We start from the raw sequence: 26,449 nt of genomic DNA, 5'->3' as shown, positions 1-26,449 counted from the left end.
GGCAAAGCGTCCGTCGGCGCCGTGTGTGCGGGTTGTGTGCTGCCTGTGAGGCGGCTGTGCGGTGACCGGCCGGTCGCGGATATCCGGTTTCTCCGGTCACAGGAACGGCTGACGGCAGGCACAGTCCGCACACAGCGAGCGGCTCCACCGTGGATCGCACCGAAGGATCTCGTTAAGGAGCACCACCATGACCACACCGCAGGCACCGTCCACTCCGGACCAGACGTGGGGCGCGGCACCGGCACCGGGCGCGCCGCCGCGGCCGGGTTGGACGCCGGGAAAGAAGATCGCGGCGGGCGCCGTCGCGGTGGCGATCGTGGCCGGCGGGGGAGCGGCGATCTGGGCCGCCTCGTCGTCTTCGGCGTCGACCGACAGCGCCGCCGGTCCGGGCGGCATGCAGGGCGGTCCGGGCGGCATGCAGGGCGGCGCGGGCGCTTTGGGTTCGGCGCTGCACGGCGAGTACGTGTCCTCGGACGGAAACGGTGGCTACGTCACGAAAATCATGCAGACCGGCGAAGTGACGGCGCTGAGCGCGACGTCGCTCACGGCGAAGAGCGACGACGGGTTCTCGAAGACGTACACGATCACGTCGGAGCAGGCGACGGGCCTGGCGACCGGCGACACGATCACGGTCGTGGCGACGGAGTCGGGTGACACGGCGACGGCGACGTCGGTGACGGAAGGCCAAACCGGCGGCCAGGGCCAGCTGCCGGGCGGTGGCCAGGGAACCCCGCCTTCCGGCGCGCCCACCCGGACCGGCTGACCCGGGTTCCCCAGCGCCCCAATGTGGCGTTCGGTGCGTGGGGCGCACCGAACGCCACATTGGGTGCGTGGGGCGCAACCAACGCCACATTGGGGCGCTTTGGGTCGGGCGGAGAGGTCGGGATCAGCGGCGGTCGTAGTCGACCGCGACCTCCGGGGTCGTCGCGCGGGAGCGGCACGTCAGGATCCGGCCCGCCGCCACGTCGTCGACCGTCAGCGCGTGGCGGACGTCCATGTCGACCTGGCCCTGCCGCAGCGTCGCCAGGCACGTGCCGCACGCGCCGCCCGTGCACGAGTACGGCACCTCGAACCCGGCCCGCAACGCCGCGTCCAGCACCGTCTCGCCGGCTTCCGCCGGGACGCACGTCGTCGTCCCGCCCAGCGTCACCGCCACCCGGGCCGGCGTGCCCGCCGGGTCGCGCAGGGGTGCCGCACCGCGGAAGAGCTCGAAGTGGACGTTCTCGTCCGGGACGTCCGCGTCGGCCAGCGTCCGGCGGGCCAGGTCCATCAGGCCGCGCGGCCCGCACAGGAACCACTCGTCGACCTTCGCCGGGTGCAGCCGGTTCTGCAGCAGGGCACGCAGCCGCGTCCCGTCGAGCCGGCCGCGCTGGTACCGCTCGTGCGAAATCGCCAGTGCCTCGCCGAGCGTGTCGAACTGCCGGGGCCGGTGCGCGTGCAGGTCCGGATCGCGCTCGTCGGTCCGGTAGTGGACGACGTGCAGCCGTCCGCCGAAGCCGTCGGCGAGGGAGCTCAGCTCGCGCGCGAAGAGCGTCGTCGCGCCCGAAGTGTTGACGTACAACAAGGTCGCGCGGCTGTGCGGCTCGGCGGACAGCGCGCTGGCCACGATGGACAGCACCGGCGTGATGCCGCTGCCCGCGGCGAGCGCGACGTAGTGCGCGGTCCGCGAAGGATCGGGTGTGAGCGTGAACCCTCCGGTAGGCGGCAGCACGTCCAGGAAGTCGCCCACGGCCAGCGTCGTGGTCGCGAACCCGGAGAACGCGCCGCCCGGCCGCCGCTTCACCGCGATCCGCAGCTCGCCCGACGTCGCGGGCGCGCAGATCGAGTACGTCCGGCGCACCGGCTGCCCGTCGAGCACGGTGCGGACCGCCACGTGCTGGCCGGGGAGGAACCGGAACTCGTCCGCGAGCTGGGGCGGGACGTAGAAGGTGATCGCGACGGCGTCCGCGGTCAGCGGGCTGATCTCGCGCACCCGCAACCGGTGGAACCGGCTCGGCCCGAGCGGGGGCGGGGCCGGCGCGGGCACGACGACGTCGGGTTCGCTGTCCAGTCCCGCGATCACCCGGTACTCCTCCGCGGTCAGGTCCCGGCCCCAGGCGGTGCCGATCGGGACGTCGTGGGCCAGGTAGGCCTCGCGGTTCTCCAGCCAGACCCGCCGGTACCGGTGGAACGGCACGGCCGGGTGCAGGTGGTGCACCAGGTGCAGGTTCTGCGCCAGCAGCACCGGGGTCAGCAGCCGCTCGAGGCCGACGCGCACGCGGGTGGTGCCGAACCGGCCGCGCGGCCCCTCGGCGGGCAGGTCGTGGTGCGGCAGCCAGCCGAACACCCAGGCCAGCAGGCCCAGCCCCAGCCGCTGCGGCAGCAGGTACACGAACAGCAGCTCGACGCCGTGGCCGGCCGAGACCAGCGCCACCGCGGCCGACAGGGCGGCCGCCAGCACCACCAGCGTCTCGGCGAGCTCGTGCGGGGGCCGCGACCGCAGCCGGGCGAAGTAGCAGCGCGCGTAGGAGAAGTCGAGGGTGAGCCAGCGCAGCGGGAGCTGCCAGCGCGGGCCGCGGGAGGTCCAGGCGTCCGGATCGGCGCGGAACGACGCGTTGGTGTGGCGGTGGTGTTCACCGTGGACGTACCGCAGCGAGGGGAACGACGCGTACGCCGCGACGAACGGGACGGCCAGCCGGCCGAGCGCCTCGTTGACCCAGGTCAGCTTCCCGGCCGAGTGGTGCGCCGATTCGTGTACCACCGTGTACATCGCGAAGGTGGCGACGGTGTTCAGCAGAACGGTCACGACCGGCGGCACGAGCCCGGCGAGCAGCAGCCAGGTGGCGGTGCCCCACAGCGCGGCGCTGCCGGCGAACAGCAGCAAGGCCGGCACCGAGACGGCGGGCAGCGCGATCCGGGGCGAGGGCACCGCGCGGGCGGTGGCCACCCCGGTCGCGGGCGCCGCCACTGTGACGGAACCGTGCTGCTCGGTGACGGCGACGGACATCGAGCGGTCTCCTCGGTCGAGAAGCTCCTGGCCAGGCGGGAGTCACCGTAGACAACTCATCCGGGTTTGTAAACGTTGTAGCAGGCTTCGAAAAAAGGTGTCGGCCAGCGGAACAGAACCCGCGGGTAAGCTCGCCGTGTGAAGGCGGTCACCCACCCGGTTCCGGCGCGCACCCGGGAGAAGCTACTGGCCGCGGCGGCCGACGTCATCCGCGCCGACGGCTGGGCCGCCGTGACGATGGGCAAGCTGGCCGCGCAGGTCGGCGTCAGCAGGCAGACCGTCTACAACGAACTGGGGTCCAAGGCCGAGCTCGCCAAGGCCCTGATGCTGCGCGAGACCGACCGCTTCGTCGAGCGGGTGACCGCGGACGCCGCCGCGCACCCGGGCCGTCCGGTCGACGGCGTCACCGCGGCGTTCCGGCACAGCCTCGAAGCCGCCCGCGCCAACCCGCTGCTGCAGATCGCCCTCGGCGGCCCGCAGGGCGGCCGCGACGACTTCCTCCCGCTGCTGACCTCCCGGTCCGATGCGGTGCTCGGCCGGGCCGTCGACGCCGTCGCGGCGGTGTTCGCGCGCAGCTACCCCGAGGTCTCGCTGACGGCGTCGGAGTGGGCGGTGGCGGTGGAGGCGTTCATACGGCTGCTGCTTTCCCACCTGGTGCAGCCCAGCGGGTCGGCCGAGCACGCGAGCGGCCAGATGCGCTGGGTGATCGGCCGGATGCTCGGGTCGTGACGCCGCAGGTGGCCCCCGCCCCGGCGGCGATGGCCCCTGGCCTAGACTCGGACGTCCCGGTCTGCAGGTGACCGGGGCCATTTCCGCAGGATTGTCCACCACAATCGTTACCGCTCGAGGAGAAGACCTTGAAGAGCACCGTCGAGCAGCTGAGCCCGACGCGAGTCAAGATCAATGTCGAGGTGCCGTTCGACGAGCTCAAGCCGAACTTCGACCGCGCCTACCGCAAGATCGCCCAGCAGGTGCGCATCCCGGGCTTCCGGCCCGGCAAGGCGCCCGCTCGCGTCCTGGAAAGCCGGATCGGGCGTGGCCCGGTGCTCGACGAGGTCGTCAACGAGGCCATCCCGGCCAAGTACATCGAGGCCGTTCGCGAGAACGAGGTCCGCACGCTCGGCAACCCCGAGTTCGACGTGACCAAGCTCGAAGACCGTGACGTCCTCGAGTTCACCGCCGAGGTCGACGTGCGCCCGGAGATCGAGCTGCCCGACCTCGAAGGCTTCGCGATCACCGTCGACGACGTCGAGCTGACCGACGCGGAGGTCGACGAGCAGCTCGACGAGCTGCGCGCCCGCTTCGGCACGCTGACCGGCGTCGAGCGCCCGGCCGAGACCGGCGACTTCGTCTCGATCGACCTGGCCGCGACCGTCGACGGCGAGGCCGTCGAGGAGGCCGCCACCACCGGGCTGTCCTACGAGATCGGCTCCGGCCAGCTCGTGGACGGCATCGACGAGGCCATCGTCGGCGCGAACGCCGGCGAGACCAAGACGTTCACCACCCAGCTCGTCGCCGGCGACCACGCCGGCAAGGACGCCGAGGTGACCGTGACCGTCCAGTCCGTCAAGCAGCGCGAGCTGCCCGAGGCCGACGACGAGTTCGCCCAGATGGCGAGCGAGTTCGACACGATCGAGGAGCTCAAGGGCGACCTGCGTGAGCGCCTCGGCCGCGTCAAGAAGATGCAGCAGGGCGTCCAGGCCCGCGACAAGGTGCTCGAGGAGCTCCTCGAGCGCACCGAGGTGCCGATCCCGGAGAAGGTCCTCGACTCCGAGATCGAGAACCGCAAGCACGACGCGATCCACCCGTTCGACCACGACGAGGCCCAGTTCGCGCAGGCTCTCGAGGCCGAAGGCCGCACGCTGGAGGAGTTCGACGCGGAGACCCGCACCGAGTCGGAGAAGGCCGTCCGCACGCAGCTGCTGCTGGACACCATCGCCGACAAGGAAGAGGTCTCGGTCAACGACGGCGAGCTGACCGAGCGGATCATCTACCAGGCCCAGCGCTTCGGGATCAGCCCGGACGAGTACGTCCAGCGTGCCCAGCAGTCCGGCCAGCTGACCGCGATCTACGCCGACGTCCGCCGCGGCAAGGCGCTCGCCTCCGTGGTCCGCAAGGCGACCGTCACCGACGGCTCGGGTTCCGAGGTCGACCTTTCGGAGCTGTTCGGCAGCGACGAGCCGGCCGTCGACGAGGCAACCCAGGAGACGCAGGTCACCGACGAGGCGGCGAAGACTCCGGCGGAGTGAAGCTGTGAGCGAACTTGGGCGGTGTCAGGCATTCTGCACCGCCCGAGTTCGTTAGGGTCGGATACAAGATCTCAAGCATCTGAAACGACAGCGGCGGCCGTCAGCACCGGGCCGCCGCGGGCGAAAAGGCAGGCAGACGTGACGCAGCACACGCCCGAGGCGCGGACCGGAACCGCAGGGCTCACCCTCACCGACTCGGTGTTCGAGCGGTTGCTCCAGGAGCGCATCGTCGTCCTCGGTTCCGAGGTCAACGACGAGATCGCCAACCGGATCACCGCGCAGCTGTTGCTGCTCGACGCCGACGACGCCGAGTCCGACATCCGCTTCTACATCAACTCGCCGGGCGGTTCGGTCACCGCCGGGTTCGCCATCTACGACACCATGCAGCTGATCCGCCCGGACGTCGCGACCTACGCGATGGGCATGGCGGCCTCGATGGGGCAGTTCCTGCTCTCCTCGGGCACGCCGGGCAAGCGCTACGCGCTCCCGCACGCCCGGATCCTGATGCACCAGCCCTCGGCCGGTGTCGGCGGCACGGCGTCGGACATCGCGATCCAGGCCGACCTCTTCAACAAGTGGAAGCAGGAGCTGGCCAAGATCACGGCCGACCAGACCGGTCAGACGGTCGAGCAGATCATCAAGGACGGGGACCGCGACCGCTGGTTCACCGCGCAGGAGGCGAAGGACTACGGGTTCGTGGACCACGTCCTCACCGCCGACATCGCCCGTCCGGGCTCGAACTGAGCGCGAAGCACACAGGAGACTCGATCATGAGCAACTTCAGGCTCCCGGGTGACTTCCGGGCTCCGAACACTCCCCAGTCGCGGTACATCCTGCCGTCGTACGTCGAGCGCACCAGCTACGGCGTCAAGGAGTCGAACCCGTACAACAAGCTGTACGAAGAGCGGGTCATCTTCCTCGGCGTGCAGGTGGACGACGCGTCGGCCAACGACGTGATGGCCCAGCTGCTGCACCTCGAGCACGAGGACCCGGACCGCGACATCCTGCTCTACATCAACTCGCCGGGTGGCTCGTTCACCTCGCTGATGGCGATCTACGACACCATGCAGTTCGTCCGCCCGGACATCCAGACGTACTGCCTCGGCCAGGCCGCCTCCGCGGCCGCGGTGCTGCTGGCGGCCGGCACCCCGGGCAAGCGCTACGCGCTGCCCAACTCGCGGGTGCTGATCCACCAGCCGGCCACCGAGGGCACCTACGGCCAGGTCTCCGACCTGGAGATCCAGGCGAACGAGATCCAGCGGGTGCGGCGCCAGATGGAGGTCATCCTGGCGAAGCACACGAACAAGGACCCGGACCAGATCCGGAACGACATCGAGCGGGACAAGATCCTGACCGCCGAGGAGGCCAAGGCGTACGGCATCATCGACGAGGTGCTGCCGTACCGGAAGGCGTCGGCTCTGTAGATCCGCCAGGCCGGTGTGTGTCGAGAAGACGACATACACCGGCACTCTGGTTTAGGGTCGTCCTCTGACGTGCTCCCGGCGCCTGTGGGTGTTCCCGCCCACGGCATCGGACGGGTACCGTCAGTGGCAATGCGTGAGGCTCCGCTCGGTCGTCCGTGACCGGGGGTCGCACCGTCGCAACACACGTCAGGCGCGGAAACCCGCGCCGGAGGGGACGAGGTCAACGGCCATGGCACGGATCGGTGACGGCGGAGACCTGCTGAAGTGTTCTTTCTGTGGGAAGAGCCAGAAGCAGGTGAAGAAGCTCATTGCCGGCCCCGGGGTCTACATCTGCGATGAGTGCATCGACCTCTGCAACGAGATCATCGAGGAGGAGCTGGCCGAGGCCGGCGACGTCAAGCTCGACGAGCTGCCCAAGCCCGCCGACATCCACGAGTTCCTCGAGCAGTACATCATCGGCCAGGAGGACGCCAAGCGGACCCTCGCGGTAGCGGTCTACAACCACTACAAGCGGATCCAGGCGGACGACAAGGCCGGGCCGAAGGACTCCAAGGAGGAGTCGGTCGAGCTCGCCAAGTCGAACATCCTGATGCTCGGCCCCACCGGGTGCGGCAAGACCTACCTCGCGCAGACGCTGGCGAAGCTGCTCAACGTGCCGTTCGCGATCGCGGACGCCACGGCGCTGACCGAGGCCGGGTACGTCGGCGAAGACGTCGAGAACATCCTGCTCAAGCTCATCCAGGCGGCGGACTACGACGTCAAGCGGGCCGAGACCGGGATCATCTACATCGACGAGGTCGACAAGATCGCCCGGAAGAGCGAAAACCCCTCGATCACGCGGGACGTGTCGGGCGAGGGTGTCCAGCAGGCGCTGCTGAAGATCCTCGAGGGCACCACCGCCTCGGTGCCGCCGCAGGGCGGCCGCAAGCACCCGCACCAGGAGTTCATCCAGATCGACACGACGAACGTGCTGTTCATCGTGGCCGGCGCGTTCGCCGGGCTGGAGAAGATCATCAACGAGCGGGTCGGCAAGCGTGGCCTCGGCTTCGGCGCGGAGATCCGCACGAAGTCCGAGATCGAAGAGAGTGACGTCTTCTCCGACACCATGCCCGAGGACCTGATCAAGTTCGGGCTGATCCCGGAGTTCATCGGCCGGCTCCCGGTCGTGGCGACGGTCAACCACCTGGACAAGGAATCGCTGGTCAGCATCCTCACCCAGCCGCGCAACGCCCTGGTGAAGCAGTACAAGAAGCTCTTCGAGATGGACAACGTCGAGCTCGAGTTCACCAAGACCGCGCTCGAGGCCATCGCCGACCAGGCGGTCCTGCGCGGGACCGGTGCCCGCGGGCTGCGGGCCATCATGGAGGAAGTGCTCCAGCCGGTCATGTACGACATCCCGAGCCGCGACGACGTGGCGAAGGTCGTGATCACCGAGCAGACCGTCCGGGAGAACGTGAACCCGACGATCGTCGCCCGGCAGCCGACGCGGCGCGCGCGCAGCGAGCGCGGCGAGAAGTCGGCCTGAGGCCGGGCGTCTCCGGGCCACGCGGCCCGGAGACCCGACAGGAAAGCTGAATGACTGCTGATTCTATGCCGGTCACCGGCGGGGGCGCCGCTCCCGCCGGTGGCGTGCAGGCACCGCCGCCACCCGAACCGGCGCCGGTGCCCGCCGGCCCGGTCCTCGGGTTCCGCGAGCTGAGCGAACGCGTCATCGCGTCCGCGTTCGACCGGTACCCGTGGCTGCACCGGGTGCTGATGGGCGTGCTGGCCGTGTGCGCCGGCACTTGTGTCGTGGCCGTGGTGGCCCGCCTGTCGCCGCTGCCGTTGATCCCGCTGCCGCTCTTCGTCGTGGCGGGTTACGCGCTCTGGCGAGCCCGTGGGGTGACCGAGCGGCGTCCGCTGGTCAACTGGGTGCTGTTGTTCGCCGTCGCGACCGTGGTCGGTTTCTGGCTGATCTCGGTCGTCGGCCGTTGGGTGGAGTGAACTTCCTCCGTTCGAAGCGTTTGCGCCCTGTCGTCTCCGGGTAGCAAGCTCCCGTGGTAGGTGCCCTGATCCCGTTCCGGCATCCGGCACTGTTCTACGGCGGTGACAGTGAGTACCTCGGCGGCGTCGTTCCGTTCCTGCTCGACGGTCTGGACCGGGGTGAACCCGTGGCCGTCGCCGTCCCCGCGCGGAACCTGCAGCTCATCGAGGAGGCCCTGGCGGACCGGGCCCGCGAAGTGCGGCTGACCGACATGTGCCGGGTGGGCCGCAACCCCGGTGCGATCCTGCCGACGGTCCTGCTCGCCTTCGCCGGCGAGCACGCGGGCCCGGTGCGGATCGTGGCCGAGCCGATGTGGGGCGACCGCTCCGGAGCCGAGTACCCGGCGTGCGTCCTGCACGAGGCGCTCCTCAACCACGCTCTCGCGGGGCGTGACCTGGCGGTGCTCTGCCCCTACGACACCGCGGCGCTGCCGCCGGACGCGCTGGCCGACGCCGAGCGCACCCACCCGGAGGTGTGGGGGCCGGCCGGGCCGTTCGTCAGCCCCCGGTTCGACCCGGACGGAGCCCGCGCGGACTTCATGCGGCCCCTGGAACAGCCGGCGTCGGCGGTCGAGCGGAAGTTCGACATCGGGCAGCTGGCCTCGCTGCGCGGGTTCGCGGAGCGCTGGGCCGCCCGCCACGGCCTGCGCCGCCCCCGGCGTGACGACTTCACCCTGGCGCTCGCGGAGCTGACGACGAACAGCATCCTCTACGGCGGCGGCGCGGGCGTGCTCCGGCTGTGGGCGGAGGAACGCCAGGTGGTCGGCGAGGTCACCGACACGGGCACGATCACCGAGCCCCTGGCGGGCCGGATCCCGCCGGCCGCGGCGGCGCTGGGCGGCCGTGGCCTGCTGCTGGTGAACCGGCTGGCGGACCTGGTCCGGACGTACTGGGTCCCGGGCCGCACGACGACCCGGGTCCACTTCAGCTGCTGATCCCGCGCACCCCGGCCTTCGCGGTCAGTCCTTGCGGGGGATGTGCTTGCCCAGGAAGCTGATCAAGCTCGGCACCACGGTCCGGTTGAAGGGGTCGCCGTGCTTGCCGTGGGCGGTGTGGGCCACCGCCGGGCGGGCCGCGTCGATGTAGCGGCGGACGCCGGTGATGAACGGGTCCTCCGTGCCGCACCAGATGCCGTTGGCCACGCTCTTCGTCTCGTCGACGTGCCGCAGCGGGTCCAGCGCCGTCCAGTCGTTCAGGCCGGTGAAGATGTGCCGCTTGGCCATCTCCTGCCAGGACAGGATCAGCGCGGGGGCCAGGGTCGCGACCGCGGCCGGCGGCTGGCGGCGTTCCACCCGGCGGCGGGTGTACACCAGGGCGCCGAACCCGCCCATCGAGACGCCCGTGCAGGCGAACGGCTGCCCGGTGTCCCCGGCGAACCCGCGGGCCCGCAGCCACTGCGGGACCTCTTCCAGCAGCATCGCCATCGGGTCGTCGCCCGGGTGCACCTCGTGCCAGTAGTTGTCACCACCGTCGACGGCGACGAAGCCGAACGCCGGGACCGCCTTGCGCGCGACGTCGCTGGAGAGCTGCTTGAGCGTGCCGGTGGGAGCCGCGCTGCGGGCGTTGCCGTGCAGGCCGTGCAGCATGAGCGACATCGGCAGCCCCTTCGGCGGGGTCTTCGACGGCAGGATGAACACGAGGTCGACCATCCGGCCTCGGGCCTGGGAGTAGACGCGCTCGACGCGGGTGCTGCCCAGCTGGGTCGTCGGGTTCGACGACGTCACGCCCGACGTGCGCTGCAGAGCCTGGCTGAACGGCAGCTTGCCGGTCGCGGTGCCGACGGCCAGGCCGCCCACGGCCAGCCCGGATGCCCCCGCGATCAGCACCGAGCGGCGGCTGAGCCACCGCCGGGCGTCCCGGACGGCCGCCGCCCCCGCCGGGATCTGGGGCTCGGCCTCGCCGCGCTCCCCGTTTTCGTCGTTCACCTGTCTCCGTCCCCCGCCTGCTGCTCCTAGGACGCCGCGCACCCACTCCGCGTTCCCCTCGCGCCCCTGTCGCCGGGTTAGTCGTTCCCACCCTGCCCGGCGTTTCGGGTTTTCGCTCGCCAAGCCGCCTTCGCGGCCTCGGTCGAGCGTTCCGCCCGCTCAACAGTGTCCCCGAGACCCACTGCCAGGGTGATCCCCAGGGGTATCAATATGTGGTCGATTCCCTGCTCGCCGGCGCCGAAGTGGCCGGAGGCCTCGAGCGTGACGAAGCCGTGCAGCGCGCTCCACAGCTGGGCGGCGGCCTGGTACTTGTCGGCGGGCCGGAACCGGCCCGCCTCGATGGCCCGCTCGGTCGCCCGGACGATGTGCTCGAACGCCTCCAGGCCCTCCTGAGCGGCTTCGCGGCCCTCCTCGGTGGTCAGGTCGGACAGCGTCGCCCGCTTGCCGCCCGGCGCGGACTGGCCGAACGTCACCGCGAACAGCTGCGGCTGCTCGGCGACCGCCTGCCGGTAGGTCCGGGCGAGGCTGAAGATGTCCGCGACCGGGTCTTCGGTCTCGCCGACCCCGGCCAGCCACGAGCTGAGCCTCACGAACCCCGTGCGCGCCACCTCGTCGACCAGCGCGGCCATGCCCCCGAAGTGCGTGTACACCGCCATCGTCGAGACGCCGATCTCCGCGGCCAGCTTGCGGGCCTGCAGGGCTTCGGGGCCGCCTTCGTCGAGCAGCCGGATGGCGGCCTCGACGAGCCGCTCCTTGACGTCGTTCGCGCGGGGTTTCGGGCTCATGCTTGCCAGTATCTCATAACCCTGTTATAAATGGTGTCATAACCGAGTTATGGCAGCTTCGGAGGGGTCAGGCATGGGCAACAAGTTCCTCGAGGGCAACTTCGCCCCGGTCAGCCGGGAGCACACGATCACCGAGCTGGCCGTCACGGGGCGCATCCCCGGCTTCCTCGACGGCCGCTACCTGCGCAACGGGCCCAACCCGCTGTCCGAGGTGGACCCGGCGGCCTACCACTGGTTCATGGGTGACGGCATGGTCCACGGCGTGCGCCTGCGCGACGGCAAGGCCGAGTGGTACCGCAACCGGTGGGTGCGCAACCCGGCCGTGGCGGCGGTGCTCGGCGGTGAGGACGCGAGCCGCTTCTGCGGGCTGGACGCGCTCGGCGCCAACACCAACGTCATCGGCCACGCCGGCAAGACCCTCGCGCTGGTGGAGGCCGGGGCACCGATCTACGAGCTGACCGACGAGCTCGACACCGTCGGCCGCTGCGACTTCGATGGCACGCTGCCCGGCGGCTACACCGCCCACCCCAAGCGCGACCCGCGCACCGGCGAGCTGCACGCCGTGTCGTACTTCTTCGGCATGGGCAACAAGGTCCAGTACTCGGTGATCGACGCCGGCGGCCGCGTGCGCCGCACGGTCGACGTCGAGGTCACCGGGTCGCCGATGATGCACGACTTCTCGCTGACCGAAGAGCACGTCGTGTTCTACGACCTGCCGGTGACGTTCGACGCCGGGACGGCGGTCGCCGCCAACGTGCCGGGAGCGCTGCGGACGCCGGCGAAGCTCGTGCTCTCGGCCATGGTCGGCAAGGTCCGCGTGCCCGACCCGGTGACCGCGATGATGGCCGGCAAGATCGGCGCGAACGGCGGCCTGCCGTACCGCTGGAACCCGAAGTACCCGGCGCGGATCGGCGTCATGCCGCGCGACGGCGGCAACGGCGACGTCCGGTGGTTCGAGGTCGAGCCGTGCTACGTCTTCCACCCGCTCAACGCCTACGACGACGGCGATGGCATCGTGCTCGACGTCGTCCGCCACCCGAAGATGTTCGACCGCGAGCTGCACGGCCCGGACGAGGGCGGCCCGACGCTGGACCGCTGGACCGTCGACCTCGCCGCGGGCAAGGTCATCGAGGAGCGGCTCGACGACCGCGGCCAGGAGTTCCCGCGGGTGGACGAGCGGCTCGTCGGCCGCCGCCACCGCTACGGCTACGCGATGTCGGCCGACGGCGGCGCGAACCCGGGCGGCTCGCTGTTCAAGCACGACTTCCACACGGGCTCGCGCCAGGAGCGCGCGTTCGGTGCGGGACGGCAGCCCGGCGAGTTCGTCTTCGTGCCGTCCCACGCGGACGCGGCGGAGGACGACGGCGTCCTGATGGGCTTCGTCTTCGACCCGGCGTCGCAGCGCAGCGATCTCACGCTGCTCGACGCGGGAACGCTGGAGACGGTCGCCGCGATCCACCTGCCCGACCGCGTGCCCAACGGCTTCCACGGCAACTGGGTCGAGACCGCGTAACCCGCCCCAATGTGGCCTTCGGTGCGTCTGACGCACCCAAGGCGGCCTTCGGTGCGTCAGACGCAACCAAGGCCACATTGGGGCGCTAGGTCAGCAAGCGGTGGTCGCCGGTGTAGAGGTTCATCGAGTCGCCGCGCAGGAAGCCGATCAGCGTCATGCCGTTCTCCTCGGCCAGCTCGACCGCCAGCGACGACGGCGCGGACACCGCGGCCAGCAGCCCGATCCCGGCCATCGCGGCCTTCTGCACCAGTTCGAACGACGCGCGCCCGGACACCAGCAGGCCGAGCCCCGGCGCGGGGATCCGGTTCTCCACCACGGCCCAGCCGAGCACCTTGTCGACCGCGTTGTGCCGGCCGACGTCTTCGCGGACGACGGCGAGCTCGCCGTCCGGGGTGAACAGGCCCGCCGCGTGCAGGCCGCCGGTGCTGGCGAACACCTTCTGCCGGGCGCGCAGGGCGTCCGGCAGTGCGGACAGGGTCTCGCTCTTCACCGCGAACGCCGCTTCGGCCGGCGGGAAGCGGGTCTTGAGCTTGACCGCGTCGAGCGCGGCCTTGCCGCAGACCCCGCAGGAAGACGTGGTGTAGAAGTTGCGCTCCACCCCGGTGTCCGGCGGCGGCACGCCGGGTGCCAGCGCGATGTCCAGCACGTTGTAGGTGTTGCGGCCCTGGTCGTCGACGCCGTCGCAGTAGCGGGCGACGGCGATGTCCTCGCGGCCGCCGATCACCCCTTCGGACAGCAGGAAGCCGTGGGCCAGTTCGACGTCGTGCCCCGGCGTGCGCATGGTCACCGCCAGCGCCTTGCCGCCGACCCGCAGCTCCAGGGGCTCTTCGGCGGCCAGTGCGTCGGGGCGGCGGCGGTCGCCGGCCGCGGAGATCTTCCGCACCGGCCTGCGCACGGTCACCCTGCCCATGACCCACACCCTTCTCCGCCGGAAAGTTTGACACTCGCATGGTGCAACACCGGGTATTTAGTAATACATTCCCTCCATCATCCCCACTCTACGGAGGGATCCGATGGCTCTCGGCTTCCTGGACCGTTCCCGGATCGTGGCACCCCCAGGCTGGACGCGCTGGCTGGTGCCGCCGGCGGCCCTTTCGGTACACCTGTCGATCGGGCAGGCCTATGCGTGGAGCGTGTTCAAGACTCCGCTCGAGAAGACGATGCACCTGAACGGGACGCAGAGCTCGCTGCCGTTCCAGCTCGGCATCGTCATGCTCGGGCTGTCCGCGGCGTTCGGCGGCACGCTCGTCGAGCGCAACGGCCCGCGCTGGGCGATGTTCGTGTCGATGTGCTGCTTCGCCAGCGGCTTCCTCGTCTCCGCGCTCGGCGTGGCGACCGGCCAGTTCTGGCTGGTCGTCCTCGGCTACGGCGGGATCGGCGGCATCGGGCTCGGCATCGGCTACATCTCGCCGGTGTCCACGCTCATCAAGTGGTTCCCGGACCGGCCGGGCATGGCCACCGGCATCGCGATCATGGGCTTCGGCGGCGGCGCACTGATCGCCTCGCCGTGGTCGTCGTCGATGCTCGGCACCTCGCCGACCACCGGCACGATCGCGACGGCGCTCCTGGTGCACGGCGTCGTCTACGCGGTGTTCATGTCGATGGGCTGGCTGCTCGTGCGCGTCCCGGCCGGCGACTGGAAGCCGGCCGGGTGGGCGCCGAAGACCGACCACGGCAAGGCGATGATCAGCACCGCGAACGTCTCGGCCGCCAACGCGATCAAGACGCCGCAGTTCTGGTGCCTGTGGGTCGTGCTCTGCTTCAACGTCACCGCGGGCATCGGCATCCTGGAGAAGGCGTCCCCGATGATCGTGGACTTCTTCAAGAACACGTCGACCCCGGTCGGCACGGCAGCGGCGGCCGGGTTCGTGGCGCTGCTGTCGCTGTGCAACATGCTCGGCCGGTTCGTCTGGTCGTCCACTTCGGACCTGGTGGGGCGCAAGAACATCTACCGCACCTACCTCGGCGTCGGCGCGGCGCTGTACCTGGTGATCGCGCTGACGCAGAACTCGTCGAAGCTCGTGTTCATCCTGTGCGCGATGGTGATCCTTTCCTTCTACGGCGGCGGGTTCGCGACGATCCCGGCGTACCTGAAGGACCTCTTCGGCACCTTCCAGGTCGGTGCGATCCACGGCAGGCTGCTCACGGCGTGGTCGGTGGCCGGCGTGCTCGGCCCGCTGATCGTCAACCGGATCGCCGACAGCGAGAAGTCGGCGGGCAAGTCCGGCCCTGACCTGTACACGACGTCGTTCTACATCATGATCGGCCTGCTCGTGGTCGGCTTCGTGGCCAACGAACTGGTGCGGCCGGTGAAGGAGAAGTTCCACGAGCCCGTCACCTCGGGCGCGGCCGCGAGGAGTGAGGCGTGATGACGGAACCGGCGACGAAACCGAACCGCGTGCCGCTGATCGTGCTGGCCTGGGCGTGGGTCGTGCTGCCCTTCGCCTACGGCGTGTACCAGCTGTTCCTGAAGCTGGTGCAGCTCTTCGGCTGATCGCGGGCTGGTGTGACCTGAGTCACCCGTGCAGCGGGAGGGGGCCCGGCGGCGTCGGTAGGACGTGCACCTACTGGGGAAGATCGCCGTCGCCGGGCTCGCCTTCGCCGTCCTGGGCGGTACCGCTTACGGCTACACGAACCTCCACGCCCTCGACGACGTCACGCGCGACAGCGTCATCGACGCCGACGGCGGCACCTCGCCGGGCGAGCAGCCGGCCGACGGCTCGCTCGACATCCTGCTCGTCGGCCGGGACTCCCGCGCCGACCAGCAGGGGAAACCGCTTCCCCCGGCCGTCCTGCGCGAGCTGCGCGTCGGCGCCAACGGCGACGACCTCACCGACACGCTCATCGTGATGCGGATCCCGAACGGCACGAAGGACGTGAAAGCGTTCTCCATCCCGCGCGACAGCTACGTGTCGATGCCCGGGGGCAGGGGGAAGATCAACGCCGCGTTCGGCCGGGCGAAGGCCGCCGAGGCGAAGCGCCGGCGCGACGCGGGGGAGACCGACAAGGCGAAGATCGACCAGGCCGCCCTCACCGCCGGGCGGCGCGCGACGCGGCAGGCGGTCGAGGACCTCACCGGCGTCAAGATCGACCACTTCGCCGAGGTCAACCTGCTCAGCTTCTACGAGATCAGCAAGGCCGTCGGCGGCGTCGACGTCTGCCTGAAGCAGGCCACGAAGGACAAGAACTCGGGGGCGGACTTCCCGGCCGGGCCGCAGCGGATCGCGGGCGCGGACGCGCTGGCCTTCGTCCGGCAGCGCGATCACCTCGTCGGCGGCGACTTCGACCGCGTCCGGCGCCAGCAGGTCTTCCTCGCCGGGCTGGCGCGGCAGGTGCTGTCGGCGGGGACGCTGACCGACCCGGGGAAGCTCTCGGACCTGATCGACGCCGTCAAGCGCTCGGTAGTGCTCGACGACTCGTGGAAGCTGCTCGACTTCGTCGCGCAGATGCGGGGCGTCAGCGGCGGCGGGATCCAGTTCGACACGATCCCCGTCGTCAACCGCGACTACCGGTACGACCCGCAGGACCCGCGGGCCACGGCCGTGCAGGTGGACCCGGCCGCGGTGAAGGCCTTCGCGGCGGCCATGGTCGGGACCGCGGCACCCGCGGCACCGGCCGCCGCCCCGGTCACCGTCGACGTCTCCAACGCGGGCCCGAAGGAGGGGCTCGCCACCCGCGTGGCCGGGTTCCTGGCCGACCACGGGTTCGCCAGGGGCACGACCGGCAACACCGCCTCGCGGCGGACGTCCCTGGTCCGCTTCGGCGCCGATCTCGCCCAGCGGGGTGCGGAGGTCGCGAAGCTGCTGGGCGGGCTGGCTACGCAGGAGTCCGCGGCCGTGCCGGCGGGCCACATCGAGGTGGTGCTCGGGTCGGTGTACTCCGGCCCCGGGACGACCGGTGGCGGGAGCGCCCCGGCCGCCGGTGACGCGCCGATCACCTCGGACGGGGTCGTCTGCGTGAATTGATCGCGCGCGGCAATCGGATGTCCGGCTTTTCCTCGGGTTCCGCGAAATTGCGCGAATAATTTCCGCATCGCGCCGCAAGGTCGTTTTCCGTCGACCGGACCACGGCGGACCACCAGGGTGAGTGGTCTTGACGCTGCCTTCCTGGTGAGGCAGTGTGCGGTGACCGTCGGCGGCCGGGCCGCGCGGCGGGCCGGGAAAGATCACCGGATCGGCGGCAACCCGGAAAGTCAATTTCAGGAAATACGGAAAGTCCCGAACCTATGCGTAGCAGCGTTGCCCGCGGAGGGTGGCTTCTTCCGGTGCTCGCTTCCGCCGTCCTGTGCGCGGGGTGCCAGTCGGCCTCGGCTTCGGCGCACTACCCCGAACCGATCGACGCCTGCAAGCTGCCGGGGCCGAACGCGCGTTCCCAGCTGGCCGCCGGCACCGTCGAGGTCCCGCCGGACTCGGCGAAGACCGCCGAAGCCAAGGTCGTCCCCCAGGACCGCTCCGCCGAGGGCAACGAGCTCACCACCTGCAAGCGCCTGTTCGCCCGCGACCTCGGCGGCGGGAAGCCCAACATGCAGGACTACCGGCTCGTCACCATCGCCGTCGTGCGGTTCACCGACTCCGACGCGGACGAAGGGGCGACCAAGGCCAGCCGGCTGATGACCGACGCGCTCGCCGACCACTCGGGGGTCCGGCTCGCCACCGGCGTCGGTGACGAGTCCGGGTTCTCCGAGCAGTGGGCCGCCGTGCGCACCGGGAACGTCGTGCTCGGCCTGGCCATCGCCGACGGCGGCACGGAGGCCGCGCTGATCCCGCCGGCGACCCTCGACAACGTCCAGGCCGTGGTCACCGACATGACCAACACGCTCCAGCGCGACTACCGGGGCTGAGCTTCAGGGCCGGGGTTCGAGCCGCACCACGATTGCCTTCGACACGGGCGTGTTCGACTTCTCCGCGACGGAGTCCAGCGGCACCAGGGCGTTGGCCTCCGGGAAGTACGCCGCCGCGCAGCCGCGGGCCGTGGGGTAGGCCACCACCCGGAAGGACGGCGCGCGGCGGTCGCCGTCGCTCCACTCCGAGACCAGGTCCACCATCGAGCCGTCGGCCAAGCCGAGTGCCGCGACGTCGTCCGGGTTCACCAACACCACCCGGCGGGCGTTCTCGATCCCGCGGTAGCGGTCGGAAAGCCCGTAGATCGTGGTGTTGTACTGGTCGTGGCTGCGCATCGTCTGCAGCAGCAGCCGGCCCTCGGGCACGCTCGGGTACTCCAGTTCGGACACCGTGAAGTTGGCCTTGCCGTTGGCGGTGCCGGTGAACTCGCGGGAGTCGCGCGGTGCGTGCGGCAGCACGAACCCGTCCGGCTCGCGGACGCGGCGGTTGTAGTCCTGGCAGCCCGGCACGACCCGGGAGATGCGGTCGCGGACCAGGTCGTAGTCGGTCTCGAACGTCCGCCACGGCACGGCGTGCCCGGCGCCGAACAGCTTTTCGGCCAGCCGGCAGACGATGGCGACCTCCGAGAGCAGGTGCTCGCTCGCCGGCTTGAGGCGCCCGCGCGAGGCGTGCACCTGGGACATCGAGTCCTCGACCGTGACGAACTGCTCGCCGCTGGCCTGGACGTCGCGCTCGGTCCGGCCGAGCGTCGGCAGGATCAGGGCGGTGCGACCGTGCACGACGTGGGAGCGGTTCAGCTTCGTCGAGACGTGCACGGTCAGCGAGCACGACTCGAGCGCCTTCTCGGTCGCCTCGGTGTCCGGGGTGGCGGAGGCGAAGTTGCCGCCGACGGCGAAGAAGACCTTGCCGCGCCCGTCGCGCATCGCCCGGATCGCGTCGACGGTGTCGAAGCCGTGCTCGCGCGGGACCTCGATGCCGAACTCGCCGGCCAGGGCGTCCATGAACGACTGCGGCATCTTCTCCCAGATGCCCATCGTCCGGTCGCCCTGGACGTTCGAGTGCCCGCGCACCGGGCACAGCCCCGCGCCCGGCTTGCCGATCATCCCGCGCATCAGCGCCAGGTTCGCGATCTCCGAGATCGTCGGCACGGCGTGCTTGTGCTGGGTCAGGCCCATCGCCCAGCAGTAGATCGTGCGCTCGGAGGAGGCGATCATCCGCGCGACGCGCTCGATCTGCTCGCGCGGCAGCCCGGTGGCGCGCTCGACCTCGGGCCAGTCGATCTCCCGCAGGTGCTTCGCGTAGTCGTCGAAGCCGTCGGTGACCCGCTCGACGAAGTCGCGGTCGACGATCGCGCCGGGCGCCTCCTCGTCCCAGGCCAGCAGCAGGTGGCCGACGGCCTGGAACAGCGCGAGGTCACCGCCGAGGCGGATCTGGGCGAACTCGTCGGCCAGCGGCGTGCCCTTGCCGACGACGCCGCGGACGTTCTGCGGGTTCTTGAACCGCATCAGCCCGGCCTCGGGCAGCGGGTTCACGGCGATGATCTTCGCGCCGTTGCCCTTGGCCTCCTCGAGCGCCGAGAGCATCCGCGGGTGGTTGGTGCCCGGGTTCTGCCCGACGACGACGATCAGGTCGGCCCGGTGGATGTCGGCCAGGCTCACCGAGCCCTTGCCGATGCCGGTCGTCGCCGCCAGCGCCGCGCCGGAGGACTCGTGGCACATGTTGGAGCAGTCCGGCAGGTTGTTGGTGCCGAACGAGCGCACGAGCAGCTGGTAGAGGAACGCGGCCTCGTTGCTGGTGCGGCCCGAGGTGTAGAAGATCGCCTCGTTCGGGTCGGTCAGCGCCTTCAGCTCACCGGCGACGAGCTCGAACGCGTCGTCCCAGGTGATCGGTTCGTAGTGCGTCGCGCCTTCGCGGAGGACGAACGGCTCGGTGACGCGGCCCTGCTGGCCGAGCCAGTAGTCGGTCTTGCCCCGGAGGTCCTCGATCGGGTGCGCGGCGAAGAACTCGCGCCCGACCCGGCGTTTCGTCGCTTCCTCGGCGACGGCCTTGGCGCCGTTCTCGCAGAACTCGGCCAGCTTGCGCTTCTCGCCGTCGGCCTCGCGGGGCTCCGGCCACGCGCAGCCGGGGCAGTCGAAGCCTTCGCGCTGGTTCAGCAGCCGCAGTGCCTTGACGGTCCGGCCGGTGCCCATCTGCTCGACACTGCGCGCGAGCGACACGGCGACGCCGGGTATCCCGGCCGCCCAGCTCTTCGGCTGGTGCACTTCGAGCTGGGCCTCGTCCACATCCTGCGCCGGCGCTTCACGGGTCATGTGTTCATGGTGCGCCCCGATGATCGAGGACGCGACCAGGGGGTGGTCACACCCGCACGCGCAGCCCGCGGTCGGGCACGGTGACCGCCAGCAGCGCCGCGCTGATGACGATCAGCGCGATCGCCAGCCGGTGCAACCCCGCCGAGTCCGCGTGCGGGCCGTAGCACAGGGCGATCAGCGTCGAGGCCACGATCGCGCCGAGGTACTGGGCCGTGCGGAAGAGGCCGCTCGCCGTGCCCATCTGCTCGGCCGGCGCTTCCCGGTACAGCGTCGTCTGGTTCGCGACGCTGGTCAGGCCCTGCGCTAGGCCGAACAGCGCGGCCAGGGCCAGCAGCGCGCCGATCCACGTGCCGTCGTGCACGAACAGCAGCAGGGCCGAGCCGCCGGCCAGGGCCACCGCGACCGTCACCAGCCGGGCCTTGATGCCGGACCCGCGGCCGGAGAACGCGGCGGCGCACACCGCCGTGCCCGACATCGGGAGCAGCATCAGCCCGGCGGCCTCCTCGCTGAGGCGCCGCGCGGTCTCGAGCCATTGAACGTAGCCGAACATGATCGCGTAGATGGCCATGAAGCTGAGGGCCTGACGCAGGTACGTCCGCAGGATCGCGCCGTTGGCCGCCAGCATCCGCAGGTCGAGGAACGGGGTGCCGCGGCGCAGCTCGACCAGCGTGAACGCGGCCGCGAACGCCGCGACGACGGCCAGCAGCCACAGGTCCGCGCCGGGGTTCATCAGGAAGAACAGCAGCGCCAGCAGGGTCGCGGAGAACAACGCGATGCCCAGGACGTCGATCGGGGTCGCGGTGCGCGCGCCGCGGTCGTCCTTCGGCACCCACAGCAGGGCCAGCACCAGCGACAGCCCGGCGAGCGGGATGTTCACGGCGAAGATCGCGGGCCAGCCGAACAGGCCGATCAGCACCCCGCCGAGCGTCGGGCCGATCACCATCACCGTCTGCGCGGACATCGACAGCACCGACAGCACGCGGGCGGGCACGCCCTGGCCGGTCGCCTCGGCGTGGTGGCGCAGCACGGCCATCGCGGCCGGGAACCCGGCGCACGTGCCCAGGCCCAGTACGACCCGCACGCCGGTCAGCCAGCCGACGGAGAGCGGGATCATGCCCGCGACCCCCGCGATGATCACCAAGGTCGCGCCGCCGAGCAGGACGCGGCGGGCGCCGTAGCGGTCGACCAGCAGGCCGACCACCGGCTGCCCGACCGCGGTGGCCAGGTAGAGCGCCGAGATCAGCCAGGCCGTCTGGCCGGGGCCGGCGCCGAAGCTCTGGCCGATGGGCACGAGCGCGACGGCGATGAGGGTGGAGTTGATCGGGTTGAGCACCGCGCCGGCCACCAACGGGGTGACCAGGCGGGCGCCGAACTTCGCGGGGGCGGTGACGGTGCTCGTGAGAACTCCCTCAGTGTTGGGCGACGCGCTGCAGCAGCGGCAGCGCGCGGGTGACGGCGTCGAGCTCGGCGGGGAGAGCGCGTCGGTGAGCGCCTGGGCCAGCCACTCGTCGCGGTGCTGCAGGATGCCGCGCACGGTGCCGGAGCCGGCCTCGGAAAGGCTGATCACCACGCGGCGCCGGTCGGCCGGGTCGGGGGTGCGGGCGAGGTAGCCGAGCTCGTCGAGGACGCCGAGGGTGGCGGCCATCGACTGCTGCCGGACGTGCTCGGCGGCCGCGAGCTCGCCCTGGGTGGCGGGGCCTTCGCGGTGGAGCCGGTTGAGCACGGCGGACTGCGACGGCGTCAGGATGCCGGCGTTGTCGACCTGGCGCAGCCGGCGGTGCAGCTGCGCGACGACCGCGCGGATCCAGCCGGCGCTCTCGGCCACGTGTGCGGGTACTTCGCCCATGCACACAGTTTAACTGTACAGTCCAGACTGTGCATCTGGATGTGACGCACTCCTGGTGGGAGCGCGGGAGGGATCAGTGGCAGTCGTCGAGGGTCGGCACCGGGTACTTGGGGTCGTAGTAGCCGGGCGCGTCCTGGTCGCCGGCGGCCGGACCGGTCTGCGGGTTCGCGTAGCCCGGCGCCAGGAAGCCCTCCCGGGCGGCGGCGCAGCCGACCGACGAAGTCGCGCTCTGACCGCCGTCGATCCACAGCCCCCGGCTGGACTTCGCGACGCCGGAGCCGGTGGCCACGACGTAGGTCTCGTCCGCGCGCAGGAAGCTGACGATCTCGTTCGGGCTGGTCAGCGAATCGGGGTGGACGTTGTCGAAGGCGTAGGCGATGACGTACTTCGCGTCGACGGCCAGTTCACCGGGCTTCTCGCCGGCGTGCGCGGTGAGCGTGCCGAACGTGCGGGGGCCCGCGTCGAGCAGGTGGTAGCCGTCGGCGATCTCGGTCAGGTAGGAGTCGAAGCCGGCCTTGTCCTTGGCCGGCTTCTCGGTGAGCCTCGGCGCCAGCTGCTCGCGCTGGTCCGGGGCGAAGAGCGCGAGGTAGGCCTTCGGGTCGTGCGCCTGGAGCACGGCGGGGTCCAGGTGGGCCGCGGTGATGGCCTGCCGGGCCTGCGCGTAGGCGTTCGCGACCGCGTCGGCCTTGAACGGGCCGATGGCGGCCGCGGTGGGCGAGGTGATGCCGCCGATGCCCTTGGTCCAGTTCTGGGCGGGGGTGTTCGCGTAGGGCTGGGCCAGGTCGACGTGGGCGTACTGCGCCACCTGCGTCGGGTTCGGCGTCTCCGGGATCGCTTCACGCGCCGGCGACCGGCGGCCGACCAGCACGATCGCCGTGGTGGTCACGGCGAGGATCGCCACCAGCACGCCGAGTACCCACCAGCGGCGGTGCGGCTTCCGGGAGCTGCGTTTCTGCTGCTTGCGGAACTGCTTGCGGTCCTTCTTGGCGCCCAGCCAGGCGTCCGTCTGCGCGTGCTTGCGCCACTCCGGGTCCATCAGGTCCGGGTGCGAGTCGAGCAGGTTGTCGTCGTCCATGTGCTTCCCCCAGCGTCGATGCCTGATCATCGGCAGCGGGGGACGGGCGTTACGAGCCGAAGAACAGGAACGGGTCCTCGTTGACGCCGACGCCCTGGATCTGGTGCACGACGATCGCCGCCACGACGAGGACGACGACCAGCAGCAGCGCGAGCACGCCCGGCCAGCGGCTGTGCCCCGGCTGGTGACCGCCGGTGCGGCGCTCGCGTTTGCGGCGCTTCCTGAGGTCCTTCTTCGCGCCCAGCCAGGCGTCCCGCTCGGCGTACTTCTGCCAGTCCGGGTTCATCAGGTCGGGGTGCGTCTCCAGGCGCCGGTCGTCCGGATCCTGCGGCTGCTGAGGCTGTGCCATCGGAGAGTGCCTTCCCCCTGGGTGACCCGCCGTGACGGGTTCGTAGACTTGTCCATTGTGACCGAGAACGCTCCGCAGCAGACCACCGACCTTCCGGGTGCCTGGGACCCGGCCGCCGAGGAAGCACCGATGTACGACCGCTGGGTAGCGGCCGGGTACTTCACGGCCGACGCCTCGTCGGGGAAGCCGCCGTTCTCGATCGTACTGCCGCCGCCGAACGTGACCGGTTCGCTGCACATGGGCCACGCCCTCAACCACACCCTGATGGACGCGATGAGCCGCCGCCGTCGCATGCAGGGCTACGAGGTGCTGTGGCTGCCGGGCATGGACCACGCGGGCATCGCGACGCAGAACGTCGTCGAGCGCCAGCTGGCCGGCGAAGGCCTGTCCCGCCACGACCTGGGCCGGGAGAAGTTCGTCGAGCGCGTCTGGGAGTGGAAGGCCGAGTACGGCGGCAAGATCCTCGGCCAGATGAAGCGCCTCGGCGACAGCGTCGACTGGTCGCGCGAGCGCTTCACCATGGACGAGAACCTGTCGAAGGCCGTCCAGACGGTGTTCAAGAACTTCTTCGACGAGGGCCTGATCTACCGCGCCGAGCGGATCATCAACTGGTGCCCGCGCTGCCAGACCGCGCTCTCGGACATCGAGGTCGACCACAACGACGACGACGGCGAGCTCGTCTCGATCCGCTACGGCGACGGCGACAACGCGATCGTGGTGGCCACCACCCGCGCGGAGACGATGCTCGGCGACACCGCGGTCGCCGTCCACCCGGACGACGAGCGGTACGCGCACCTGGTCGGCACCGAGGTCGAGCTGCCGCTGACCGGCCGCCGCATCCCGATCGTGGCCGACAAGCACGTCGACCCCGAGTTCGGCACCGGTGCGGTCAAGGTGACCCCGGCGCACGACCCGAACGACTTCGAGATCGGCCGCCGGCACGACCTGCCGATGCTGACGATCATGAACGAGCGCGCCGAGATCACCGCGCCGGGACCGTTCGAGGGGCTCGACCGGTTCGAGGCGCGCCCGGCGGTCGTCGCCGCGCTGCGGGAGGCCGGCCGGATCGTGGCCGAGAAGCGCCCGTACGTGCACGCGGTCGGCCACTGCTCGCGCTGCGACACGGTCGTCGAGCCACGGCTGTCCCTGCAGTGGTGGGTCAAGGTCGAGGAGCTGGCCAAGCTGGCCGGCGACGCGGTCCGCGACGGCCGCACGAAGATCCACCCGCCGGAGCTGGGCAAGCGGTACTTCGACTGGGTCGACAACATGCACGACTGGACGATCTCGCGCCAGCTGTGGTGGGGTCACCGCATCCCGGTCTTCTACGGCCCCGGCGGTGAAGTGGTGTGCGTCGGCCCGGACGAGCAGCCGCCGTCGGGCGAAGGTTGGACGCAGGACCCGGACGTCCTCGACACCTGGTTCTCCTCGGGCCTGTGGCCGATGTCGACGCTGGGCTGGCCTTCTGCTTCGGAAGATCTGGCCAAGTTCTATCCGACCAGCGTGCTGTCGACCGGCTACGACATCCTGTTCTTCTGGGTCGTCCGGATGATGATGTTCGGCGTGCACCAGATGGACGGCAAGCAGCCGTTCGACCACGTCTACCTGCACGGTCTCATCCGCGACGCGCAGGGCAAGAAGATGTCCAAGTCGCGGGGCAACGTGATCGACCCGCTGGAGTGGATGGACGCGTACGGCGCGGACGCCACCCGGTTCACCCTGGCCCGCGGCGCGAACCCGGGCGCGGACATGGCACTGGCCGACGAGTGGGCGGCCGGCTCCCGCAACTTCTGCACGAAGCTGTGGAACGCCACGAAGTTCGCGATGATGAACGGCGCTTCGGTCGCCGCTCCGCTGCCCGCTTCCGCTTCTCTCACGGAAGCCGACCGCTGGATCCTGGGCCGCCTGAGCGCACTGGTGTCCGAAGTGGACGGCCTGTTCGAGGACTTCCAGTTCGCGAAGGTGGCGGGCGCGCTCTACCAGTTCACCTGGAACGAGCTGTGCGACTGGTACCTGGAGCTGGCGAAGGTCCAGCTGTACCAAGGGGACGAGCCGCGCGTCGCGGCCACGCGGTCGGTGCTCGGGCACGTGCTGGACACGGTGCTGCGGCTGCTGCACCCGTTCGTCCCGTTCATCACGGAGAAGCTCTGGACGGCGCTGACCGGCGGCGAGTCGCTGGTGGTCGCTGCTTGGCCGTCTCCCGCCACCGGTTACGCGGACACCGTGGCCGACGCCCGGATCGCGGACGTCCAGAAGCTGGTGACGGAGATCCGCCGCTTCCGCGCGGACCAGGGGTTGAAGCCGGGCCAGAAGGTGGCGGCCCGGCTGGCGGGCTACGAGGGCGGCCACGAAGAGGCGGTCCGGTCCCTGGTGCGCCTGACGGCGCCGTCCCCGGAGTTCGCGGCCAGCGCGTCCCTGGAGGTGGCCCTGGCGGACGGCGTGGTGACGGTGGAGCTGGACCTCTCGGGCACGGTCGACGTGGCCGCGGAGCGCAAGCGGCTGGAGAAGGACCTCGCGGCGGCCCGGAAGGAGCTGACCCAGACGGAGGGGAAGCTGGGCAACGAGGCGTTCATCGCCAAGGCCCCGGCCCCGGTCATCGAGAAGATCAAAGTCCGCAAGGAGACGGCGGCGGCGGACATCGACCGCATCACGGCCCGCTTGGCGGCGCTTCCCGCTTCCTGAGGTTGTTGACCAAGCCCGGTACCTCCTCCACCCGAGGTGCCGGGCTCAGTCGGGGGATCCGGCGGTCACGGGCGGAGGACGGCGGCGTAGCACCGCTCCTTTTCCCTCTTCCACAACTCCTGGTCATCGAGGTTCACGTACTCGGCGCGCAGCCGCCGGGCGAGGACGTAGAACCCGCTGCTCGGCAGCCGGCTGTCTTTCGACACGACGAGCGCGCTCCACAACGGTTCGTCGCGGTCGGCCGCACGGGCGGAGACCTGCTCGAGGAAGTGGCCGAGGTGGTTTGGCTGCACGCCGACGCGCCTGCCGAGCGGGACGTACTCGATCACCCCTCCGCCCGACGCAACGCCGTACAGGATGTCGGCGATGCGGTCCACGCGGTCCATCTCAAAGGTTTCCGGCACGCGGTGGGGGTCGCTCGCGCCGCCTCGGCTGTTACACACTCA

Annotated in this window: 23 protein-coding genes and 1 pseudogene; 14 read left to right on the top strand and 10 right to left on the bottom strand. The window is 70.8% G+C overall.

The window, feature by feature from the left end; all coding sequences use genetic code 11:
* Window positions 1-187: 187 nt before the first annotated feature.
* A complete protein-coding gene (locus tag QRX60_RS50445; protein WP_285998556.1) occupies window positions 188-763 on the top strand; it encodes a hypothetical protein in 576 nt (191 codons plus the stop codon).
* Between the two features lie 123 nt (window positions 764-886).
* On the opposite strand, the gene QRX60_RS50440 is transcribed toward QRX60_RS50445, so the two are convergent.
* Complete coding sequence (locus tag QRX60_RS50440; RefSeq protein WP_285998555.1) at window positions 887-2,986, bottom strand: fatty acid desaturase; 2,100 nt, start codon at window positions 2,984-2,986, stop codon at window positions 887-889.
* Window positions 2,987-3,124: 138 nt separating this feature from the next.
* Here QRX60_RS50440 and QRX60_RS50435 point away from each other — a divergent pair, with 138 nt between their 5' ends.
* The 7 genes from QRX60_RS50435 to QRX60_RS50405 all read left to right on the top strand — a co-directional run bounded on the left by QRX60_RS50435 (window position 3,125) and on the right by QRX60_RS50405 (window position 9,616).
* Window positions 3,125-3,715 carry a TetR/AcrR family transcriptional regulator gene (locus QRX60_RS50435; protein WP_285998554.1) on the top strand — a complete coding sequence of 197 codons (591 nt, stop codon included), beginning with the start codon at window positions 3,125-3,127 and terminating at the stop codon, window positions 3,713-3,715.
* Window positions 3,716-3,843: 128 nt separating this feature from the next.
* Window positions 3,844-5,235 (top strand): trigger factor, encoded by a 1,392-nt coding sequence (gene tig / locus QRX60_RS50430; RefSeq protein ID WP_285998553.1) that lies wholly within the window; start codon window positions 3,844-3,846, stop codon window positions 5,233-5,235.
* Window positions 5,236-5,373: 138 nt separating this feature from the next.
* Window positions 5,374-5,979, top strand: coding sequence for a ClpP family protease (locus QRX60_RS50425; protein WP_285998552.1), 606 nt, complete (start codon window positions 5,374-5,376; stop codon window positions 5,977-5,979).
* A 26-nt stretch (window positions 5,980-6,005) separates the two neighbouring features.
* Entirely contained in the window at window positions 6,006-6,659 is a 654-nt protein-coding gene (locus tag QRX60_RS50420; protein WP_285998551.1) for an ATP-dependent Clp protease proteolytic subunit, read from the top strand.
* A 229-nt stretch (window positions 6,660-6,888) separates the two neighbouring features.
* A complete protein-coding gene (gene clpX / locus QRX60_RS50415) occupies window positions 6,889-8,184 on the top strand; it encodes an ATP-dependent Clp protease ATP-binding subunit ClpX (RefSeq protein WP_093951347.1) in 1,296 nt (431 codons plus the stop codon).
* Between the two features lie 50 nt (window positions 8,185-8,234).
* Entirely contained in the window at window positions 8,235-8,642 is a 408-nt protein-coding gene (locus tag QRX60_RS50410; protein WP_285998550.1) for a hypothetical protein, read from the top strand.
* Window positions 8,643-8,695: 53 nt separating this feature from the next.
* Complete coding sequence (locus QRX60_RS50405; RefSeq protein ID WP_285998549.1) at window positions 8,696-9,616, top strand: sensor histidine kinase; 921 nt, start codon at window positions 8,696-8,698, stop codon at window positions 9,614-9,616.
* A gap of 24 nt (window positions 9,617-9,640) precedes the next feature.
* On the opposite strand, the gene QRX60_RS50400 is transcribed toward QRX60_RS50405, so the two are convergent.
* Both QRX60_RS50400 and QRX60_RS50395 read right to left on the bottom strand, forming a co-directional pair.
* Window positions 9,641-10,606 (bottom strand): alpha/beta hydrolase, encoded by a 966-nt coding sequence (locus QRX60_RS50400; RefSeq protein WP_285998548.1) that lies wholly within the window; start codon window positions 10,604-10,606, stop codon window positions 9,641-9,643.
* Window positions 10,607-10,683: 77 nt separating this feature from the next.
* Window positions 10,684-11,391, bottom strand: a complete 708-nt coding sequence (locus tag QRX60_RS50395; protein ID WP_285998547.1) for a TetR/AcrR family transcriptional regulator — start codon at window positions 11,389-11,391, stop codon at window positions 10,684-10,686.
* Window positions 11,392-11,464: 73 nt separating this feature from the next.
* Here QRX60_RS50395 and QRX60_RS50390 point away from each other — a divergent pair, with 73 nt between their 5' ends.
* Window positions 11,465-12,904, top strand: a complete 1,440-nt coding sequence (locus QRX60_RS50390; protein ID WP_285998546.1) for a carotenoid oxygenase family protein — start codon at window positions 11,465-11,467, stop codon at window positions 12,902-12,904.
* Between the two features lie 85 nt (window positions 12,905-12,989).
* Here the strand turns inward: QRX60_RS50390 and fdhD are convergent, their stop codons facing one another.
* On the bottom strand, window positions 12,990-13,814 hold the full coding sequence (gene fdhD / locus QRX60_RS50385) for a formate dehydrogenase accessory sulfurtransferase FdhD (RefSeq protein WP_285998545.1): 825 nt from the start codon (window positions 13,812-13,814) through the stop codon (window positions 12,990-12,992).
* Between the two features lie 103 nt (window positions 13,815-13,917).
* Between fdhD and QRX60_RS50380 the strand changes: the two genes are divergently transcribed.
* The 4 genes from QRX60_RS50380 (at window position 13,918) to QRX60_RS50365 (ending at window position 17,744) form a co-directional block, all read left to right on the top strand.
* Complete coding sequence (locus QRX60_RS50380; protein ID WP_285998544.1) at window positions 13,918-15,273, top strand: L-lactate MFS transporter; 1,356 nt, start codon at window positions 13,918-13,920, stop codon at window positions 15,271-15,273.
* Entirely contained in the window at window positions 15,273-15,398 is a 126-nt protein-coding gene (locus QRX60_RS50375) for an MFS transporter small subunit (protein ID WP_284742082.1), read from the top strand. Before QRX60_RS50380 ends, QRX60_RS50375 begins: the two co-directional genes overlap by 1 nt.
* A gap of 64 nt (window positions 15,399-15,462) precedes the next feature.
* Complete coding sequence (locus QRX60_RS50370) at window positions 15,463-16,869, top strand: LCP family protein (protein ID WP_285998543.1); 1,407 nt, start codon at window positions 15,463-15,465, stop codon at window positions 16,867-16,869.
* Window positions 16,870-17,168: 299 nt separating this feature from the next.
* Window positions 17,169-17,744 carry a hypothetical protein gene (locus QRX60_RS50365; protein WP_285998542.1) on the top strand — a complete coding sequence of 192 codons (576 nt, stop codon included), beginning with the start codon at window positions 17,169-17,171 and terminating at the stop codon, window positions 17,742-17,744.
* 3 nt (window positions 17,745-17,747) lie between these two features.
* Here QRX60_RS50365 and QRX60_RS50360 read toward each other — a convergent pair whose 3' ends face one another.
* From QRX60_RS50360 to QRX60_RS50340, 5 genes and pseudogenes are all read right to left on the bottom strand, one after another.
* Window positions 17,748-20,054 (bottom strand): FdhF/YdeP family oxidoreductase, encoded by a 2,307-nt coding sequence (locus tag QRX60_RS50360; protein ID WP_285998541.1) that lies wholly within the window; start codon window positions 20,052-20,054, stop codon window positions 17,748-17,750.
* 46 nt (window positions 20,055-20,100) lie between these two features.
* Window positions 20,101-21,399 carry an MFS transporter gene (locus tag QRX60_RS50355; RefSeq protein WP_286003871.1) on the bottom strand — a complete coding sequence of 433 codons (1,299 nt, stop codon included), beginning with the start codon at window positions 21,397-21,399 and terminating at the stop codon, window positions 20,101-20,103.
* 64 nt (window positions 21,400-21,463) lie between these two features.
* Window positions 21,464-21,900 (bottom strand): annotated as a pseudogene (locus QRX60_RS50350) (MarR family winged helix-turn-helix transcriptional regulator).
* A gap of 73 nt (window positions 21,901-21,973) precedes the next feature.
* Window positions 21,974-22,975 (bottom strand): hypothetical protein, encoded by a 1,002-nt coding sequence (locus tag QRX60_RS50345; RefSeq protein ID WP_285998540.1) that lies wholly within the window; start codon window positions 22,973-22,975, stop codon window positions 21,974-21,976.
* A 49-nt stretch (window positions 22,976-23,024) separates the two neighbouring features.
* Window positions 23,025-23,324 (bottom strand): hypothetical protein, encoded by a 300-nt coding sequence (locus tag QRX60_RS50340; RefSeq protein WP_285998539.1) that lies wholly within the window; start codon window positions 23,322-23,324, stop codon window positions 23,025-23,027.
* A 57-nt stretch (window positions 23,325-23,381) separates the two neighbouring features.
* Here QRX60_RS50340 and QRX60_RS50335 point away from each other — a divergent pair, with 57 nt between their 5' ends.
* On the top strand, window positions 23,382-26,003 hold the full coding sequence (locus QRX60_RS50335) for a valine--tRNA ligase (RefSeq protein WP_285998538.1): 2,622 nt from the start codon (window positions 23,382-23,384) through the stop codon (window positions 26,001-26,003).
* A 65-nt stretch (window positions 26,004-26,068) separates the two neighbouring features.
* Here the strand turns inward: QRX60_RS50335 and QRX60_RS50330 are convergent, their stop codons facing one another.
* Window positions 26,069-26,407, bottom strand: coding sequence for a hypothetical protein (locus QRX60_RS50330; protein ID WP_285998537.1), 339 nt, complete (start codon window positions 26,405-26,407; stop codon window positions 26,069-26,071).
* Between the last annotated feature and the right edge of the window lie 42 nt (window positions 26,408-26,449).

It is taken from the genome of Amycolatopsis mongoliensis, from assembly GCF_030285665.1.
GTDB lineage: Bacteria > Actinomycetota > Actinomycetes > Mycobacteriales > Pseudonocardiaceae > Amycolatopsis > Amycolatopsis mongoliensis.
The sequence above is the reverse complement of the archived record's forward strand: the minus strand, read 5'-3'. Positions and strand labels throughout refer to the sequence as shown.

Bases quoted from the DNA above. Each gene is read 5' to 3' on its own strand.
- QRX60_RS50445 (WP_285998556.1), top strand. From the start codon at position 188: ATGACCACACCGCAGGCACCGTCCACTCCGGACCAGACGTGGGGCGCG.
- QRX60_RS50440 (WP_285998555.1), bottom strand. From the start codon at position 2,986: ATGTCCGTCGCCGTCACCGAGCAGCACGGTTCCGTCACAGTGGCGGCG.
- QRX60_RS50420 (WP_285998551.1), top strand. From the start codon at position 6,006: ATGAGCAACTTCAGGCTCCCGGGTGACTTCCGGGCTCCGAACACTCCC.
- clpX (WP_093951347.1), top strand. From the start codon at position 6,889: ATGGCACGGATCGGTGACGGCGGAGACCTGCTGAAGTGTTCTTTCTGT.
- QRX60_RS50410 (WP_285998550.1), top strand. From the start codon at position 8,235: ATGACTGCTGATTCTATGCCGGTCACCGGCGGGGGCGCCGCTCCCGCC.
- QRX60_RS50395 (WP_285998547.1), bottom strand. From the start codon at position 11,391: ATGAGCCCGAAACCCCGCGCGAACGACGTCAAGGAGCGGCTCGTCGAG.
- QRX60_RS50390 (WP_285998546.1), top strand. From the start codon at position 11,465: ATGGGCAACAAGTTCCTCGAGGGCAACTTCGCCCCGGTCAGCCGGGAG.
- fdhD (WP_285998545.1), bottom strand. From the start codon at position 13,814: ATGGGCAGGGTGACCGTGCGCAGGCCGGTGCGGAAGATCTCCGCGGCC.
- QRX60_RS50380 (WP_285998544.1), top strand. From the start codon at position 13,918: ATGGCTCTCGGCTTCCTGGACCGTTCCCGGATCGTGGCACCCCCAGGC.
- QRX60_RS50375 (WP_284742082.1), top strand. From the start codon at position 15,273: ATGACGGAACCGGCGACGAAACCGAACCGCGTGCCGCTGATCGTGCTG.
- QRX60_RS50360 (WP_285998541.1), bottom strand. From the start codon at position 20,054: ATGACCCGTGAAGCGCCGGCGCAGGATGTGGACGAGGCCCAGCTCGAA.
- QRX60_RS50345 (WP_285998540.1), bottom strand. From the start codon at position 22,975: ATGGACGACGACAACCTGCTCGACTCGCACCCGGACCTGATGGACCCG.
- QRX60_RS50340 (WP_285998539.1), bottom strand. From the start codon at position 23,324: ATGGCACAGCCTCAGCAGCCGCAGGATCCGGACGACCGGCGCCTGGAG.